This window comes from Lysinibacillus sp. NPDC097214, from assembly GCF_050277945.1.
Taxonomy (GTDB): Bacteria; Bacillota; Bacilli; order Bacillales_A; family Planococcaceae; genus Lysinibacillus; species Lysinibacillus xylanilyticus_B.
On sequence record NZ_JBNNSS010000002.1, the window covers coordinates 653,425 to 669,130 of the forward strand.

The 15,706-nt window shown below is 34.0% G+C and carries 17 protein-coding genes and 1 pseudogene; 7 read left to right on the forward strand and 11 right to left on the reverse strand.

Translation table 11 applies throughout. The features are described from left to right. Nucleotides 1-25: 25 nt before the first annotated feature. The gene (locus ACQKMI_RS07020) at nucleotides 26-577 is read left to right on the forward strand and encodes a GNAT family N-acetyltransferase (RefSeq protein WP_427487913.1); all 552 of its coding nucleotides are present in this window, start codon (nucleotides 26-28) and stop codon (nucleotides 575-577) included. Between the two features lie 44 nt (nucleotides 578-621). On the opposite strand, the gene ACQKMI_RS07025 is transcribed toward ACQKMI_RS07020, so the two are convergent. The 6 genes from ACQKMI_RS07025 to ACQKMI_RS07050 all read right to left on the reverse strand — a co-directional run bounded on the left by ACQKMI_RS07025 (nucleotide 622) and on the right by ACQKMI_RS07050 (nucleotide 5,345). Beyond that, nucleotides 622-993, reverse strand: coding sequence for a GntR family transcriptional regulator (locus ACQKMI_RS07025; RefSeq protein ID WP_427487980.1), 372 nt, complete (start codon nucleotides 991-993; stop codon nucleotides 622-624). A gap of 138 nt (nucleotides 994-1,131) precedes the next feature. Then, nucleotides 1,132-2,712 carry a hypothetical protein gene (locus tag ACQKMI_RS07030; RefSeq protein ID WP_427487914.1) on the reverse strand — a complete coding sequence of 527 codons (1,581 nt, stop codon included), beginning with the start codon at nucleotides 2,710-2,712 and terminating at the stop codon, nucleotides 1,132-1,134. Continuing rightward, nucleotides 2,702-3,403, reverse strand: coding sequence for an ABC transporter ATP-binding protein (locus ACQKMI_RS07035; protein WP_427487915.1), 702 nt, complete (start codon nucleotides 3,401-3,403; stop codon nucleotides 2,702-2,704). The genes ACQKMI_RS07030 and ACQKMI_RS07035 overlap by 11 nt, the downstream gene beginning before the upstream one ends. A 20-nt stretch (nucleotides 3,404-3,423) precedes the next feature. Then, nucleotides 3,424-4,203, reverse strand: a complete 780-nt coding sequence (locus tag ACQKMI_RS07040; protein ID WP_427487916.1) for an ABC transporter permease — start codon at nucleotides 4,201-4,203, stop codon at nucleotides 3,424-3,426. Between the two features lie 4 nt (nucleotides 4,204-4,207). After that, entirely contained in the window at nucleotides 4,208-5,110 is a 903-nt protein-coding gene (locus ACQKMI_RS07045; RefSeq protein WP_427487917.1) for an ATP-binding cassette domain-containing protein, read from the reverse strand. Next, nucleotides 5,094-5,345: a PLD nuclease N-terminal domain-containing protein gene (locus tag ACQKMI_RS07050; RefSeq protein WP_427487918.1), complete on the reverse strand. Its 252-nt coding sequence runs from the start codon at nucleotides 5,343-5,345 to the stop codon at nucleotides 5,094-5,096. Before ACQKMI_RS07050 ends, ACQKMI_RS07045 begins: the two co-directional genes overlap by 17 nt. Before the next feature lie 186 nt (nucleotides 5,346-5,531). Here ACQKMI_RS07050 and ACQKMI_RS07055 point away from each other — a divergent pair, with 186 nt between their 5' ends. Further along, nucleotides 5,532-6,074: a transcriptional regulator gene (locus tag ACQKMI_RS07055; RefSeq protein WP_427487919.1), complete on the forward strand. Its 543-nt coding sequence runs from the start codon at nucleotides 5,532-5,534 to the stop codon at nucleotides 6,072-6,074. Nucleotides 6,075-6,108: 34 nt separating this feature from the next. Further along, nucleotides 6,109-6,969, forward strand: a complete 861-nt coding sequence (locus tag ACQKMI_RS07060; protein ID WP_427487920.1) for a YitT family protein — start codon at nucleotides 6,109-6,111, stop codon at nucleotides 6,967-6,969. An 80-nt stretch (nucleotides 6,970-7,049) separates the two neighbouring features. Here ACQKMI_RS07060 and ACQKMI_RS07065 read toward each other — a convergent pair whose 3' ends face one another. Then, on the reverse strand, nucleotides 7,050-7,889 hold the full coding sequence (locus tag ACQKMI_RS07065; protein WP_427487921.1) for a hypothetical protein: 840 nt from the start codon (nucleotides 7,887-7,889) through the stop codon (nucleotides 7,050-7,052). Between the two features lie 616 nt (nucleotides 7,890-8,505). Between ACQKMI_RS07065 and ACQKMI_RS07070 the strand changes: the two genes are divergently transcribed. Beyond that, nucleotides 8,506-8,814 carry a hypothetical protein gene (locus ACQKMI_RS07070; protein WP_427487922.1) on the forward strand — a complete coding sequence of 103 codons (309 nt, stop codon included), beginning with the start codon at nucleotides 8,506-8,508 and terminating at the stop codon, nucleotides 8,812-8,814. Between the two features lie 37 nt (nucleotides 8,815-8,851). Here ACQKMI_RS07070 and ACQKMI_RS07075 read toward each other — a convergent pair whose 3' ends face one another. The 4 genes from ACQKMI_RS07075 to ACQKMI_RS07090 all read right to left on the reverse strand — a co-directional run bounded on the left by ACQKMI_RS07075 (nucleotide 8,852) and on the right by ACQKMI_RS07090 (nucleotide 12,460). Further along, nucleotides 8,852-10,369 (reverse strand): ATP-binding protein, encoded by a 1,518-nt coding sequence (locus tag ACQKMI_RS07075; RefSeq protein ID WP_427487923.1) that lies wholly within the window; start codon nucleotides 10,367-10,369, stop codon nucleotides 8,852-8,854. Beyond that, nucleotides 10,353-11,054, reverse strand: coding sequence for a response regulator transcription factor (locus ACQKMI_RS07080; protein ID WP_427487924.1), 702 nt, complete (start codon nucleotides 11,052-11,054; stop codon nucleotides 10,353-10,355). Before ACQKMI_RS07080 ends, ACQKMI_RS07075 begins: the two co-directional genes overlap by 17 nt. A gap of 245 nt (nucleotides 11,055-11,299) precedes the next feature. Next, on the reverse strand, nucleotides 11,300-11,893 hold the full coding sequence (locus tag ACQKMI_RS07085) for a DedA family protein (protein ID WP_427487925.1): 594 nt from the start codon (nucleotides 11,891-11,893) through the stop codon (nucleotides 11,300-11,302). Beyond that, nucleotides 11,894-12,460 carry a class I SAM-dependent methyltransferase gene (locus tag ACQKMI_RS07090; protein WP_427487926.1) on the reverse strand — a complete coding sequence of 189 codons (567 nt, stop codon included), beginning with the start codon at nucleotides 12,458-12,460 and terminating at the stop codon, nucleotides 11,894-11,896. Nucleotides 12,461-12,862: 402 nt separating this feature from the next. Between ACQKMI_RS07090 and ACQKMI_RS07095 the strand changes: the two genes are divergently transcribed. The 3 genes and pseudogenes from ACQKMI_RS07095 (at nucleotide 12,863) to ACQKMI_RS07105 (ending at nucleotide 15,660) form a co-directional block, all read left to right on the forward strand. After that, nucleotides 12,863-13,768 (forward strand): hypothetical protein, encoded by a 906-nt coding sequence (locus ACQKMI_RS07095; RefSeq protein ID WP_427487927.1) that lies wholly within the window; start codon nucleotides 12,863-12,865, stop codon nucleotides 13,766-13,768. Between the two features lie 210 nt (nucleotides 13,769-13,978). Continuing rightward, nucleotides 13,979-14,888: pseudogene (locus ACQKMI_RS07100) on the forward strand (ABC transporter ATP-binding protein). After that, nucleotides 14,863-15,660: an ABC transporter permease gene (locus ACQKMI_RS07105; RefSeq protein ID WP_427487928.1), complete on the forward strand. Its 798-nt coding sequence runs from the start codon at nucleotides 14,863-14,865 to the stop codon at nucleotides 15,658-15,660. The pseudogene ACQKMI_RS07100 and the gene ACQKMI_RS07105 overlap by 26 nt, the downstream one beginning before the upstream one ends. Nucleotides 15,661-15,706: the final 46 nt, after the last annotated feature.

The following is a 15,706-nucleotide window of genomic DNA, read 5'->3' on the forward strand; positions in this document are numbered from 1 at the left end:
TCAATTTAAAAAGTAGGTGATTTCAATGAAAATTTCCTATTGGTGCGGAGATAAAATACGGTTAAGAGCGCCCAAGCCAGAGGACATTCATATGTTTGAAAATTTAGATGATGATATATTAAAAAACCATGACTCCATCGCTTTTCCTCGGACAAATCAGCAAATTGAAGTATGGATCAATGAAATATCAAAAGGGGCATCTACAGAGAGTGATGATTTTTACTGGATTGCGGAGGATACTTCGAACAATGTCGTGGGGACAATTGAGGTTTCTGGATGTGATGCAAAGAATGGGACCTTTGATTATGCTATAACGATATTTCCTTCATATAGAGGAAAAGGATATGCAAAAGATATGATTTTAACCATTTTAAAGCATTATTTCTTTGAACTTCGCTATCAGAAAGCAACCATTTGTGTTTACTCCTTTAACGCATCTTCTATAGCTCTACATAAAAAACTACGATTTGTGGAGGAAGGCCGCTTAAGGAATATGATTTATACAAATGGTACCTTTTACGATGAAGTTTATTTTGGAATGACTAAGGATGAGTTTACTAAAATACACTCTAATTAATAAGAGATGGCTTCTGTACTTTGCAGAAGTCATCTCTTTCTCTCTTAACGCTTACAATAATATTTAAGCAAATTTTCATGAAACATCTGTTGTAGTTGATGTTCGCTAATACCTAAAACATAAGCTTCACACATTATTTGTTCGACTTTTATAGAAATTTGTTGAAGGTCAACCAACTTTGCTTCAGCGGATTTCTTAACAATTGCTTTTGAGTTAGGTTTTATAGCGATTATTCCCTTCTTTTGAAGCTCCTTATAGCTTTTATGAACGGTATGAAGATTGAGGTTTGTTTCAGCCGCTAAATCACGAATGGAAGGCAGTGGATCACCATTTTGCAAATTCCCACTCGCTATTTCAAACAGTAGTTGCTGGATTAACTTCTCATCAATTTCGCCTTGGCGTAATTGCGTCCGGATTTTGAATTATGCCTGCATAATTCATTCCTTTTAAAATCCGTGACATCCGCCGGAGGCTGTATCTTCATTCAGTAGGTGTTTGGACACCCACTGAATGAAGATACAAAGGAATGTTACTCTTTGGATCTATTTTTACATTCAATTGTTTACGTATCCTTTCAAATTCTTTCCTTCAAAAAACATTTTATAGATTACTGTAATTGTACATAGAGTTACAATTACCAAAATAATTAGGGCTGTCATCGCTGGAGAAATATTAATAGCAAGCAAGCTAAAATGGAGAAGCCCAACAATAATCAATAATGGTAATCCATATAGCAGGCTTATTAATACTGTAGGATTTGATTTTATTGCCTCTGATGGATTAGACCATTCAAGTAATGGATGCTTTCTATCATAAAGCGGAGACAATAAATTATAAGTAATGACTAATAGTAATGTAATCAATAAATGCAGTCCCGTTATAAAATCGACTCTACCAAATAGCATGTAAATGATATAGCTTATTACAACCGATATTGTGCCGATGCTTAATGAAGTCACAACTTTTGCCAGATAAATCTTTTGTGGATCGAATGGTAATGTCATGCTTGATGCATAGTATTTCCCCTCTCTTGAATAGGGAGTTCCACTAATATTGTTCATACAACTCAGCAACAACACCATATAGGCAAATAGAAAAGATTCATTGTTCACAATCCATTCAACCTTTAAAATACTCGACTGTACGAGAAAAATGATTGTACAAATAGGCGTTAAAATGATCCCTAAAATAGCTTGCATTTTAAAGTATGGTTCAGACTGGATAATCCAATATTCACGTTGCAAATAATTGACCAAACTGCTTTGAATATCTCTCCCCCAAACTTTAGTCGTTTTTTCTACTCTGCTGACAAGCAAGCCATGTTCATAATACTTAGACGCGATCATTTTTATAATTGCTTTAAACAATAAATAACATAGTGCGAATAAAAAGATAAAACTAATTGCCGTATTTAATGACAAAAGTGTCTCCACTAATGACTGTTGCATTACAAAACGATAACCTATTTCTAGAAAATCAGAAATTGAAGCACTTAAGGATGATATTGTTGAAACATCTAATTTCACTAAAACAGTGCTGATTGCATGATGATTTTTTATTAAAAAGTACAGTATTGGGCTTATTCCAATACCTACTATAAGCGTCATCCTAACAAGCAGATATACGGATGTATTAGTAAATACACTGCGAAAATGATTCAAAATGGACAACACAAATAGAAGGAACAATACAATTAAAACGTTCATGACAAGTAAAAATGCAAGTGATTTTAGAGCAACACCTAGCTTAAACTCTATCAGGAATATGAAAAATGTAGGTATTGATAAAATACTTACCGCCATTATCGGTAAAGTTACCCCACTTATAATTTTCGACATTACAACCCGCTTCGCTGAAATGGGCAAATGAGCCAATATAGCAAAATCACTTTGACTAAACACTACCGAAATGGCAAAATACGAAATCAATAAATATGTCACACCATTTGAAAGAAGAACATTGTAAAATAAATACTCCTCTGGGGTCGCTATGAAATAGATAATGAAGGTAAGTACAAAATACTGAACGGCTACATAAATAAATGCAATAATTAGGAGTACTTGAATTACTGGCTGCTTTGGCTTTGCATAAAAGGATGTTAAAAAGAATTTGATTAATTGCATATTATCCTTCATTAGCTTGTTTCTCCATAAAAATAGTCTCTAAGCTTCCATCTACTAACAAACTCTCAACACGCTCATGCAAGACAATCTTCCCATCTTTTAAAAATGAAATGGATTGACAAATTTTTTCGGCAACATCTAATAAATGAGTGGAAAAGAGAACGGTCCCACCATTTTCAACGTACTCTTTCATGCAATTTTTAAAAGCAACGACAGCAAGTGGATCCAATCCATTTAATGGCTCATCCATAATTAGGATAGGCGGACTAATTGTAAAAGCAGTAATCAATGCCATCTTATGAAGCATTCCATAAGAATACGTTCCCATCGGTTTATAAATACTTTTTTCCATCTCAAAGACATTAATAAAGTTTTTTAGTTTTTCATCATCAGTCTTTTCATACAGCTTCAAAACAAAATGCATCCAATCATATGCAGCTATATTTGGAAATACATGAATTGTATCCGGTATAAAATAAAACTGCTTTTTATATTCGAGTGACTGTGATTTCGCAACATCATTAATCATTATTTCCCCGCAATTTTGTTCTACTAATCCAGCAATACAATTTAATGTCGTTGTTTTACCTGCACCATTCCCACCAACAAACCCCAGTATATCTCCCTTTTCAATATTTAAATCTACGCCCTTTAAAACCTCATGCTGGCCATACGATTTCTGTAAATTTTGTATCGATAACAAATTTTTTCACCTAATTTCATTTAAAATTTCTTTTTCGCAATGAAACTTTGCATAGTAACGATCATCAATACAACTAACAGCAGCGTTACTACAATATTGATGCCAACCCACGATCCCACATCACCCGACATTAGAATATTTGTTGCATACATACTATTACTAGCAGGATTAATAACGTCTATAAATGGATGTAGACCAGCGATAAAACGACAAATTAATAGGCTAACGATACTTATTAGTGCTATAAATGCAGGACTATTAAAAAATGTACTCATCATCGCAACAAACGTTATGATGAATAATAGCCAAACACAATAAAATGCAAAAGCCCACATAGCTTGCGTCATAGGAACAGTAGTAAATAAATACGCTGAATAGCCATAGGACACTGCATAGCCAAGAGCCATACATATAACAGCCAAAATATAATGGATGATGATTTTACTATTTAAATAAGAAGATATCGATACTGGCCTTGTTAGGATAAATGCCATCATGCCATTTGCTTTTTCTCCTTGAATAATGCTCATAGTGGCTACGACCAGAATAATAATGCCCAACTGATCAAACTGAGAATTTAATGTTGAGGCAAGTACCGCCTGTCCCACCGGCTTTGCCATCGTAGGATCAATTATTATACCTTCAATACCACCCGCTGATTGTAAAATAACAGGTAAATAATACATCATAATCGGCTGAGTTAGCCCTAGTAAAATAAATACGATTGGGAGCCAAAATATTTTAAATTCCCTTGCCATTTGCTGTACTTCTTTTTTGCTTAATGCCATAAAAGCACTCATTCTCTTACACCACCAATTCTAAAAATATTTCTTCTAGATTGTCTTGAATACCAACTTCAAATTTAGTAAACATCACTTTTGAATCCAGTCCGTGTTGTATTAGTCGATTAGCATCTGTTTCCAAATTTTTAACGTGAATTTTGAAGCCATCTCCACAGTTTTCGATTTTCTTCACATAAGATAATTGTTCAAGCATTGTTAACCACTGAAAATCTGCCTTACGAATCATTAGGAAGATAGCTGATTCTTGATGGCGTTTAAGTAACTCTGACTTTGTAGCATCTTCTATTTTGTGACCATTTTTAATCATCACAAAACGCTCACAAATTTCCTCCGCATCGCTCAATATGTGCGTTGATATTAAAACTGTCGTTTCATTTTTGATCTCTTTTAATAGATTTAACACCTCTCTTCTCCCTATTGGATCTAGCGCTGATACCGGTTCATCCATAATCATTAAAGCTGGCTTATGCAATAATGCTTGTGCGATGCCAAGGCGTTGCTTCATACCACCTGAAAATGTTCCGACATGAACATGTGCTTCTTTCCCTAGACCTACCTTTTCTAAAAGTAATGGAATTTCTTTCTGCAATTCACTTTTTGCTATGCCAGAAAGTGTTCCCATAAAGGACAATGTTTCAAATGCTGTCATCCATGAGAAAAAATTAGGATACTGAGGTAAGTAACCAATTTGATTTCTCATAGATGAAATCTTTTGACCATCAAGCAGAATTTCCCCTTTGTCTGCATTCAGAATGTCGGCAATGATTTGAATTAACGTGGATTTCCCCGCTCCATTTGGTCCAATTAATCCAACACACTCATTAGCATCAATGACCATCGAAAAATCATTCACAGCCGTTTTTTGTTTAAACTTTTTCGTAATATTATTAATTTCTAAGCGCACGTTTATTTACATCCTTCCTACCAATAATGAAGTATAAAACAGAACCAATTGAATTAAAGAACAAAATAATAATTGTCCACATAAGTATGTTTTCTCGCGTATCTCGGTGCCGATATAAATCGAATAAAGCAACAATGATTAGAACAAATCCTACGAGTATAAATGGCAAAATGATTGGAAGTATACTTGCCCAATCCAGTTGTTGTAAATCATCGAAACCATAGTGTAATTTCATTCCTATAACCTCCATTCATTATCATTATCGATAATGATAACAAAAGGCTGTAAAAATTGCATTACCTTTTTACTGTACATCTTAAAAAAATTTCTTTAATATATTTTATGATAATGTTCTCACATTGATAACATTTGATTTCTTTCCTTGATACCATCTCATTTTTTCTAATAGGAGGATCGGTTTATGCGTAATAAAGCAGAGGTATTAATGCACCCTGTGAGAATGAAAATTTTACAAGCTCTGATGCACGATAAAGAAGAAGGCTTAAGCACTTTGGAGATGATTTCTGTTATTAAGGATGTACCTCAAGCCACTTTGTATCGCCACATCCAAATTTTAGTAGATGAAAACATCATAAAAATTGTGAAAGAGCGAAAAGTACGTTCTGTTACAGAAAAATTTTATGCAGTAAATGAAGGAGCAGCAAAACTTAGTAAGGAGGATTGGACACAACTAACTATCAAACAAAAATTAAATTACGTTTCCTACTATCAATTAGCTTTGCTATCTCAATATCAAAATTATTTACATTCAATTGATGAAGAAGATCTTACAGATTTAGCAACTTTTTCATTTATTGATTTAACGTTAACGAATGATCAATTCAAGAACTTTGAAAATGAATTAAACGATTTAATAAATAAATACTATAATATGGCCGACTCTAATAAAGAGATTGATACTGAGACAAAAACAATAGCTATAAATATTATTCCAAAACCTTAAGTATTATTTTTACGTAAAGAAATGGAGAAGATTTATGAAAAGAAGAAAGTCAGTTGAAAACACACGAAAATTTATCATGATTATAATTGGTGCCATCATCGCAGCATATGGACTAGAAGCGGTATTAATTCCGAATGATGTCATTGATGGTGGCGTGACGGGGCTTAGTATTATGGGCGCAACCCTCTTTGGTATTCCATTAGGCGCACTGCTCTTTGTATTAAACATTCCGTTTATTTTTATTGGCTACAAACAAGTAGGTAAAACTTTTGCATTGATGAGTACTGCTGGGATTGCAGCTCTATCTATTTCCACAGTGCTTATGCACGATGTTAAAACAATTTTAGGTCCGAATGATCCACTATTAATTGTTTTATCTGGTGGTATGCTACTAGGTGTTGGGATTGGGATTGTCTTACGTAACGGTGGCGCTTTGGATGGCTCTGAAATTTTAGCCGTGTTACTTTCACGTAAGGTTCCGTTTTCAGTCGGGGATATTATATTATTTATTAATGCCTTTATTTTCTTAGGGGCAAGCTTTATTTTTGGCTTAGAGAGCGCACTGTACTCAGCTTTAACATACTTTATTGCGAAAAACGTTATCGATATTATCCAAGATGGTTTAGAAAAATCAAAAGATGTTCGTGTTGTCAGTGCAAAATCAGAGGAAATTGGTGATGCGATCCAAGCTCGTTTAGGACGTGGTGTTACATATACAAAAGGGCGTGGCGGTTTTTCCAATGAACCAACTGATATATTAAACTGTGTTATTAACCGTATGGAAGAAAATAAACTTGTATCGATTATTAAAGATATTGATGAAGGTGCCTTCATAGTTATTTCTGATGTTTCAGAGGTACGTGGTGGGAACTTCAAAAAACGTGATATTCACTAAAGTCTACTACTCACTATCCAAATACAAAAACGCACATTGCTAAATGATTTTAGTAGTGTGCGTTTTTATTTTGGCGAATGCTATTTTTTATTTTTTAGCCTTTCTTTTAAATCATTAAAGTCTTTGATTACATCTTCCATTGATAATTTTTTAACTAACGAAATTCCCTTTTGAATCGATTTAGATGCTTCTTCAAATTTATTTGCTTTGATTTGGGCATCTGCAAGGCAATACCAATAAAACCAGGCATCCATTTCTAAAATTTTTTCTTTATAAAATTTTTCGATGATTGGATAGTATTTGCTATATAGCTCTTCATCATAAACCAGCTTTTCACCATTCCATTTTAGTACATCCACTAAATAACTATCGCCAATATACATTTGCCAAATTGCTAAACCAACTTTTTGTTTTCCATTCACAAAATCCATTTTATGATAAGGAACATCAGCAATCTTTTTGAATGAATTATTGATCCATTGGAACACTTGAAGTTCGCTACCCATTGCTGCACCAATTGTAACACCAAATAAATATTCTTTTGTGCCATCACCAGTAATATCTACCAAGCCTGAAAAATCCAAATCGACTCCTTGCATTGTTGTTTCCCAAATCTTTCGCCAATCCGTATTGTGTTTTTTTAGCACGATTGATCCAAACTGAGAAGGAGATGGTTGATTTTTTGCTTTAACTTCAAAAGTAAATATAATTTCTTTCTGTCCATCGTGGTCAAAGTCATAGAGTTGAATTGGGAGTGTGGAAAAAGGATTTTCAGGGCTTTTAAGTGACGCATTCAATGGCATAAATCTGCTTACAATTTTCATTAAGTCTTCTTTCTGGTTCTCGTTAGCGTGAACAAATAACGGTCTACAGCAAACTGCAAAAAGTAGCAATAATGTAAGCAGCACTATTTTCCTCATCAATATGTCTCCTTTTTACAGTCAGATATAACTTCTAGTATTGACGTAATTAGAAAAGAAATTCTTGAATAAACTTGCATAGTAGTTCTGATAACCTCAATATTGAAAATACCCCTTTGAACGTAAATAAGGTTGAAATAGCATAGAAATCAATACAATTTCTCACATAGCTGTATCGCTGTGCAAACTTAGTCCAAAATCTCGACAACAAACCAAACAGAGATAGTTTCGCCATACTTCATGTCGTAGGGTAGGACAACAGCAGCATATGGAATTTGCACCCTCAACAGAATCATTGGCTACATTGTTGCTGTGCTAGGTGTAACTTTCCCCACGTGCAATCGCTCAAAGATTTGGATACACAGTCATTGCCGCTACACATACTAGCAACAACACATACTCAAAAATACCGACTTGATTTATTTAGGCAATGACGAAGTACAATCAATTGCGTTAAAATATATTCTAGAGACGATTGATGCATGTGATTATCATCATTTTGAAGGGTTATATCCACCATTTTGACGGTTCTATACTTCATTTTGACGGGTCTATCCATCAAATGAAAGATTCTATCCATCACTTTTAACATCATGATATAAAAAAGGAGACATAAATGGACTTATTTATCGCAAGTAATCGTCAATTACCTATCCGTTATTACGTCAATGAAGCGATTTGGATTCGTCGCGGTTGCTTAAGTTTACTTCAATTAACACTGCCCTTTTTTGTAGAAGTAGAAATAAAAGACCCACATCATTTATTGAAAATTACAGAATATGTTCAAGAAGTCCAACAACAATATCGCTATACGGAAATTCAAATTGTTATTAAGGACAAAAATATTTTTATGCACTTACAAAAGAGCCTCCCCCACTCTAATGCCAATCATATTCTCACTATTGAGCAACTAATTCGCCCATAAAAAAAGGTAGCATGCTCTAATGCTACCTTTCTATTTTTTATAAAGCTGTAACAGGAAGTTCGATGATAAATTGCAACATACCATCCTTGTACTTCGCGTCAATTTTGCCACCATGTAGTTCTACAATGCTCTTAGCAATAGCAAGTCCAAGCCCCGAACCTTCCGCTACACTTGTTCTGGATTGATCTTTTTTATAAAATCTTTCGAATAAGCTCGTTAGCTCCTCGGATGTAAATTCATTACTTTCATTTGCAACACAGATTTGAACATTATCTTCTTTTCTTTCAAGAGAAACAAAAATCTCACCGTCACCTGTACTATATTTAATAGCATTCATTAATAAATTATCAAAGACCCTAACAATTTTTTCAGAATCTACTGTAGCAAAGATCCGCTCCTCCGAGAAATTTTTAATAAATGTACGCTGGTTCTCCTCCGCTTGCGGAATCAACTCCTCAGTTAATTGATCGAGAAGTTCATTAATACACACCTTTTGTTTCTCAAGGACAATGCTTTCATTTGTTAGCTTCGTATATTCAAATAAATCATCAATTAGGTTTTTTAACTGTTCGGATTTTGAAAAAGCAATCTTTAAATACTCATCATATTGCTCCTTCGTGTCGTACCTTTCATCTCTTAACAATCGTAAATAGCCCATAATTGAGGTAAGAGGTGTCCGTAGGTCGTGTGATACATTTGTAATTAATTCATTTTTTTGTTTTTCAATCCTTCGTTCCATTTCTATATTTGTCATAATTGCTTCAGCCATATGATTTACATTGTCTGTTAATACAGCAATCTCATCTTGCCCTTTTTTCTTAATGCGATAGGCTAAATTTCCTTTAGCGATTTCCATAACCCCCTCCGCTAACACCTCAATTTGATTCATTTTTCGTTTCGTTATGTAGAAGAATGAAAATGTAAAAACAACAATTGCACTAAATAATGGGATAAGGCCCTCAGTCGAACTTGCGATAACCATCCCCTCAGGAATACCGCTGACAAACAAATATAAGTTTTTATCTTCTATAGTTAAAGGATAAAATGCAATGAATTCTTGCCTCAATTGCTCGATTGCTGGTACCTCATAATTATTGAGTGGGTGGTTAATCGCAAAGTCCATTACATTCCGAATCTTATAATGCAAATTGATTTGTTTCTCTTCCACTTGCTTTGTTTTGTATAAAACCTTTCCGTTCTCATCGGTAACGATTACTTTTAATGCACTTTGTTCCATTTCAAATTTAAGATTTTCTGATTCAATCATTTGCTGTAATGCTTCTAAACTATTTTCATTGCTGGCTAGATCTGCGGCACGCTGCGCTTGATCATTTATTTCCTGCATCCCTGGACTATAATCAATCCTAACTGCCGGGTTGATATTCAAAGCAAACGAAAGTGATGCTTTTGCTCCAAGTAAACCTAAAAATGCACAAAGAATAAAAGTCGTCAATAATTGAATTCTAATGCTTCGCCGAACTTTTGTTATGGCAGTTACAATGAACATTTTTAGTTTGTTTAATAAGAAAAGTAATGGCTTAATGATCTTTCTCAATTTTATAACCTACTCCCCATACGGTTTTAATATATTGAGGATTTCTTGGATTTGTCTCAATTCTTTCTCGTATTTTTCGTATATGTACCATTACCGTGTTTTCAGACTGAATAGCCTCTTCCTTCCAAACCTTTTCATAAATTTGTTCAGCGCTCATGACTATGCCTTGATTTCTTGCAAGTAACTCAAGAATTGAAAACTCCCTTGGCGTTAGCTTTACCTTTTCATTGTTGACGATTACTTCATGTGTGTCGGTACTGATTCGCATTTCACCAATTTCTATCTCATTTTCATTCATCCTATCTAGTCGATTCATTTTGATATATCTACGAAGCTGAGATTTTATGCGCGCAATTAGCTCTAAAGGGTTAAAGGGCTTTGTTACATAATCATCTGCCCCTAATGACAATCCAACGATTTTATCCATATCCTGAGACTTTGCTGACAGCATAATAATTGGCATCTCGGCTATTTCCCTTACCTTCATACACATTTCAATGCCATCCACGTTCGGCATCATAATATCTAGGACAATTAGATGTACTTTATGTTTCTTTAAAAGACTTAAGCCCTCCTCCCCATCACTTGCTTCTAAAACATCGTAGCCTTCATTTTTTAAATAAATAGCAATAAGATTTCTAATCTCTTTTTCATCATCAACGATTAGTATTGTTTCTTTCGTCATCTAATCCCACCAAATTTCAAAGTATTTTTAATTATCAGATTCACATTAATTAGACCCAGCACTATAACATGAGGTTGATTGTCGTTCCAACTTGGCGCTTTGCTTTCGTAACAGAGCAAAGCTGCCCGGGGGCGTTTAGTCTTCGCTCCAATCAACCTATTTCATGCAAAATATTCCTATTCATAATTACAATTCCTAATTTTAACTATTTTTTTATTTTTCGTATATAAAAATAATAAAACATTCTACGATACCGACTTTAATTTTCGTGTATAAATATAATAAAAACACCCTGCAATACAGACGAAAGCGCCAAAGTATATACCGTATTTTGTTGCAAGCATGGAAATACTTTCAATGTGTTTTCCAAAGAACAAACCAAGTGTAAAGTAAATCAATGTCCAAACAAAACCTGCTGTGTAGTAATACAAAGCGTATTTTTTAAACGACATGTTATTCATACCTACTAAGTATGGAAGTATATGTCTCACTATTGGTATGAAATAGCTTATAACTAAAGCAAAATGACCATACCTATCTATTAGTTCTTTTGATTGTAATAAATATTTAGCTTTTTTCTTTTTCACCAATTTATCAAGTATTTTATGGCCAAACACTTTTCCAAGGATAAATCCTAAGGAAAGTCCTGAAACTGCGCCAAAATAAGTTAGTACAAAAGCTTTCAACACACTCATTTTTCCTAACGATGATAAAAATCCACCACTCATCACAATCATCTCATCAGGAAGGGGCATACCAACGATTCCTAGCCATAAGCTGAAAAATAAAGCAAAATAACCGTATTGCTCAATATATGATAAAAGATCTTGTAACCCCATTTAACTAGCCCTCACATTTCCAAGTTTGCAGCTGAGCACATAGGCAGGTGGAAGGTTAATCCATACTTTTTCATGTGAAATATCCTCAAAATAATGTTGGATAAAGGATTTCCTAATAAGTGAATATTGGAATGTGATAAATTCTCCGTCCTCTAAGCATTCCTTTACATTTTGTAAAATACGTGATGAAATGGCAGGATTCAATGATGTAAAAGGTAACCCAGATACGACATAGTCAATTTTTTTGATATTTAATGCTGACATATATATGCATAAATTCTCAGCTGATCCATGTATTACGATTATACTCGGCTCATGTTCAAATTGTTCACGTAGCTTGTCACAAAAAACCTTATTATTTTCAATAAGAATTAACTTTGTTGACTGCTCTTTTCTTTTCACTAATTCTTTCGTAAATGAACCCGTACCCGGTCCTAGCTCAACAATACATCGGGCGTTTTCAAAACAAATTTGATCGACCATTTTTTTTGCTAATTTTTTAGAACTAGGTGAAATCGCACCTATCGTTTTTGGATGTTTTATAAATTCAGTAAGGAACGTTAACATACATTTTCTCCCCGATCAAAGTATTATTTGAATACTTTTAATATAAAGAGCATTTCTTAAAGATTTCCGAGGAGATTTCTTAAATTTTTCTTAAGAGTCCTAAAGTGAAACTTTAATCCGTGGGGGTTCTTTATCCCAACGGATTATTAGTCTTCACCAATCGGGCTTTTATGGACAGATAACCTCCCACCTCGTTGCATTGCTTTAATTCTTTGGTGGGAGTCTTGTACTTGACGCTTCGGTATAGATAAATTACCGACCGTTAAAGCGGGAGAAAAGGTTTTTAGGTCATTTGTTCTAATAATTATTTCCTTCACAAAATAGTCATACAATTGCTTCCAGTGGAATAGAAACCTATATAGGGAACAATTGATACGGAAAAATAAAGTGGGGTGTAAATGGATGCTTAAACTAAATAATGCAAAAGAATTGGTACTCGGAATGGTACAACATGACCCATTGTTTGTCGTAATACAAAAAAATACGCCATTAGAAGAAATACTCTACAATGACGACTATTTAGCGTATATTGAGGAAACAAATTATTATTCTACTTCAGAAGTCGCTAGCTGGTTTGAAATAACGGAAGCGAAGCTTCGCTATTACATTAAACCATTCGAACAGTATATTTTTGATAATGTTACGAATAGCCCAAACACTAATATTCGTTTGAACCTCCCTGCCATTTTAAGACTGCGTATGATTTTACTGCTAAAAGATGAACTACGTGTCAAAGGCTTAAAACTTTTATTAGGAATTGATGATAATGGTCAACTCATCAAACATCAAATAACTGCAACAACTATGGGTACTGATGATTTAGCCAATAAAGTTGATGTTCTCGGAAATGTTCTTCAGCAAATGATACAAACTGGGCTTTTTAATTTTCTTCCCAATGAAGAACATGGAGCCATGCAAGTGACGATCAATCAAGACTTTCTCGCACAAAAAATTCAATTAGTATCCTCGGAATCGAATCTTCAAGTAGAAGAAATTCAAAAAGAAACATCTGAACTTAAACAAGAAAATGAAAATTTAAAAAAACAAATATCCGAACTTCAAGAGGAGCATAGCGTAAAGGATATTGTTCAAAAAATTCGTGAGCGTCATATTGAAAATGAAATTGTGTCGACATTACGGACAGAAGCATTACAGCAATTTTCGATAGACAATAAGGCAGGCTATTTCAAAAAATTTTTCCGTTCCATTCAAATTGAGATGGAAAAGGAGCAATTTGTATTGAGCTATATTTCGAAGCACCTAGAAGAACGTTTAGAAGTAGCACTGAATAATTATTATGGAGAATAAATATCTTCAAGCTGTTATAACATGTAAAATTGTCATCACTTGGCGGAGAACATGAAGGAGTCTTTTTAAAGAAGCCATTCATGTTCTTTTTTTATATCGAATTAGCCTTTGGCCCCCACTGATTAGAGTTGCATTGTATAGTAATTTATTTTTTGAAAATTAGCCTTATAATCATTATAAAGAACAGTCGAAGGGGTGAAATGTATGGCCATGATCGAGGTCAATAATTTAACTAAAAAGTTTGGAGATTTTTATAGTGTACAAAATGTGGACTTACAAATCGAAAAAGGTGAAGTGTTCGGATTTTTAGGTCCCAATGGCGCAGGTAAATCTACAACAATTCGGCATTTAATGGGCTTCTTACAGCCTACACAAGGACAGTGTTTTATTAAAGGTTTAGATTGTCGCCAATCTACGGCTGACATTCAAACATTTGTAGGCTATTTACCTGGTGAAATTGCGTTTATCGATAAAATGACTGGACAACAATTTATCAAATTTATTGCCCAAATGCGAGGGTTACATGATTTAACAAGAGCTCATGAACTCATGCAATACTTTGAATTAAATGCCACTGGGCTTATTAAGAAAATGTCAAAGGGTATGAAGCAAAAAGTAGGTCTCATTTGTGCATTTATGCATAACCCAGAGATAGTCATTCTTGATGAACCGACAAGTGGATTAGATCCTCTTATACAAACTAAGTTTATCGATTTTATTTTAGCTGAAAAAGAAAAAGGAACGACAATATTCATGTCCTCTCATATGATTGAAGAAATTGAAAAAACTTGTGACCGTGTAGCGATCCTTAATGCTGGGAAAATTGTTGCAACAGAAACAATTGCGGACTTAAAAAAGCGAAAATCTAAAAAGTTTTTAATTGAATTTCAAAGCGAGCAAGAGCTATCTCGTTTTTTAAGCGAGCAACATACTATAGAACAGATCGGACCAACACAAGCAATTATAAAAGTTCAGGGTAATGTCCAAACATTACTTCATACATTAGCAGATTATAAAATTATCGACCTCGATATCATTTCACAATCACTTGAAGATATATTCATGCATTACTACGAAAGTGGAGGGAAAGAATCATGAACTTTACTTTGCTCAAACATGAGATGCTCGCTACTATTAAACTTTTTAGTATTATTCTCGCTGTATTAATGCTCTATATCATTAGTATTGTTTATATGTATAACCCTGAAATGAGCAATACTCTTAATAAGCTTACCGAAACAATGCCAGAATTGATGTCAGCATTTGGTATGAGTAACATAGGTAATTCGTTAATTGAATTTCTATCTACCTATTTGTATGGATTTTTATTACTAGTTTTGCCGTTAGTCTTCATTATTATGTTGGCAAATAAACTAGTGATGGGCTATATCGATAATGGTTCTATGGCATACTTAATTGCAACACCGAATACACGTTTTAAAATTGTCTTCACGCAAGCATTTTTTTTGGTTGCTAGCATCTTTATTCTGCTCACGGTAACAACTTTGATAGCCATCATATTTTCAGGGATTCTATTTCCAAATGAATTAGATTTAAGTGCTTTTTTGACATTAAATGGCGGTCTTTTTTTCTTACATTTTGCCATTAGTGGCTACTGCTTTTTAGTATCCTGCAGTAGCAAGGATTTAAGAACCTCTTATGCGTATAGTACAGGAATTCCTATTCTTTTTTATTTAATTCAAGCGCTTAGTAATATGGGTGGTTCTTTAGAAAAGCTTAAGTACTTCACGATTTACTCATTGTTTGCACCTGAAAAATTAATGACTCAAGATAGCTCGTCTCTTTGGATGCTAGGGGCATTGTTTGTAATTGGGATGCTATGCTATATGCTGGCTATTCGTGTTTTTGTTAAACGTGATTTGTATTTATAAATGCTAAAGGTAAAAATCTGCTTGCTTTCTTAGAGCAAGCAGATTC

Excerpts from the sequence above, each read along its gene's own strand:
- ACQKMI_RS07020 (WP_427487913.1), top strand. The coding sequence starts at position 26 with ATGAAAATTTCCTATTGGTGCGGAGATAAAATACGGTTAAGAGCGCCC.
- ACQKMI_RS07030 (WP_427487914.1), bottom strand. The coding sequence starts at position 2,712 with ATGAAGGATAATATGCAATTAATCAAATTCTTTTTAACATCCTTTTAT.
- ACQKMI_RS07040 (WP_427487916.1), bottom strand. The coding sequence starts at position 4,203 with ATGAGTGCTTTTATGGCATTAAGCAAAAAAGAAGTACAGCAAATGGCA.
- ACQKMI_RS07050 (WP_427487918.1), bottom strand. The coding sequence starts at position 5,345 with ATGAAATTACACTATGGTTTCGATGATTTACAACAACTGGATTGGGCA.
- ACQKMI_RS07055 (WP_427487919.1), top strand. The coding sequence starts at position 5,532 with ATGCGTAATAAAGCAGAGGTATTAATGCACCCTGTGAGAATGAAAATT.
- ACQKMI_RS07060 (WP_427487920.1), top strand. The coding sequence starts at position 6,109 with ATGAAAAGAAGAAAGTCAGTTGAAAACACACGAAAATTTATCATGATT.
- ACQKMI_RS07065 (WP_427487921.1), bottom strand. The coding sequence starts at position 7,889 with ATGAGGAAAATAGTGCTGCTTACATTATTGCTACTTTTTGCAGTTTGC.
- ACQKMI_RS07070 (WP_427487922.1), top strand. The coding sequence starts at position 8,506 with ATGGACTTATTTATCGCAAGTAATCGTCAATTACCTATCCGTTATTAC.
- ACQKMI_RS07080 (WP_427487924.1), bottom strand. The coding sequence starts at position 11,054 with ATGACGAAAGAAACAATACTAATCGTTGATGATGAAAAAGAGATTAGA.
- ACQKMI_RS07085 (WP_427487925.1), bottom strand. The coding sequence starts at position 11,893 with ATGGGGTTACAAGATCTTTTATCATATATTGAGCAATACGGTTATTTT.
- ACQKMI_RS07090 (WP_427487926.1), bottom strand. The coding sequence starts at position 12,460 with ATGTTAACGTTCCTTACTGAATTTATAAAACATCCAAAAACGATAGGT.
- ACQKMI_RS07095 (WP_427487927.1), top strand. The coding sequence starts at position 12,863 with ATGCTTAAACTAAATAATGCAAAAGAATTGGTACTCGGAATGGTACAA.
- ACQKMI_RS07105 (WP_427487928.1), top strand. The coding sequence starts at position 14,863 with ATGAACTTTACTTTGCTCAAACATGAGATGCTCGCTACTATTAAACTT.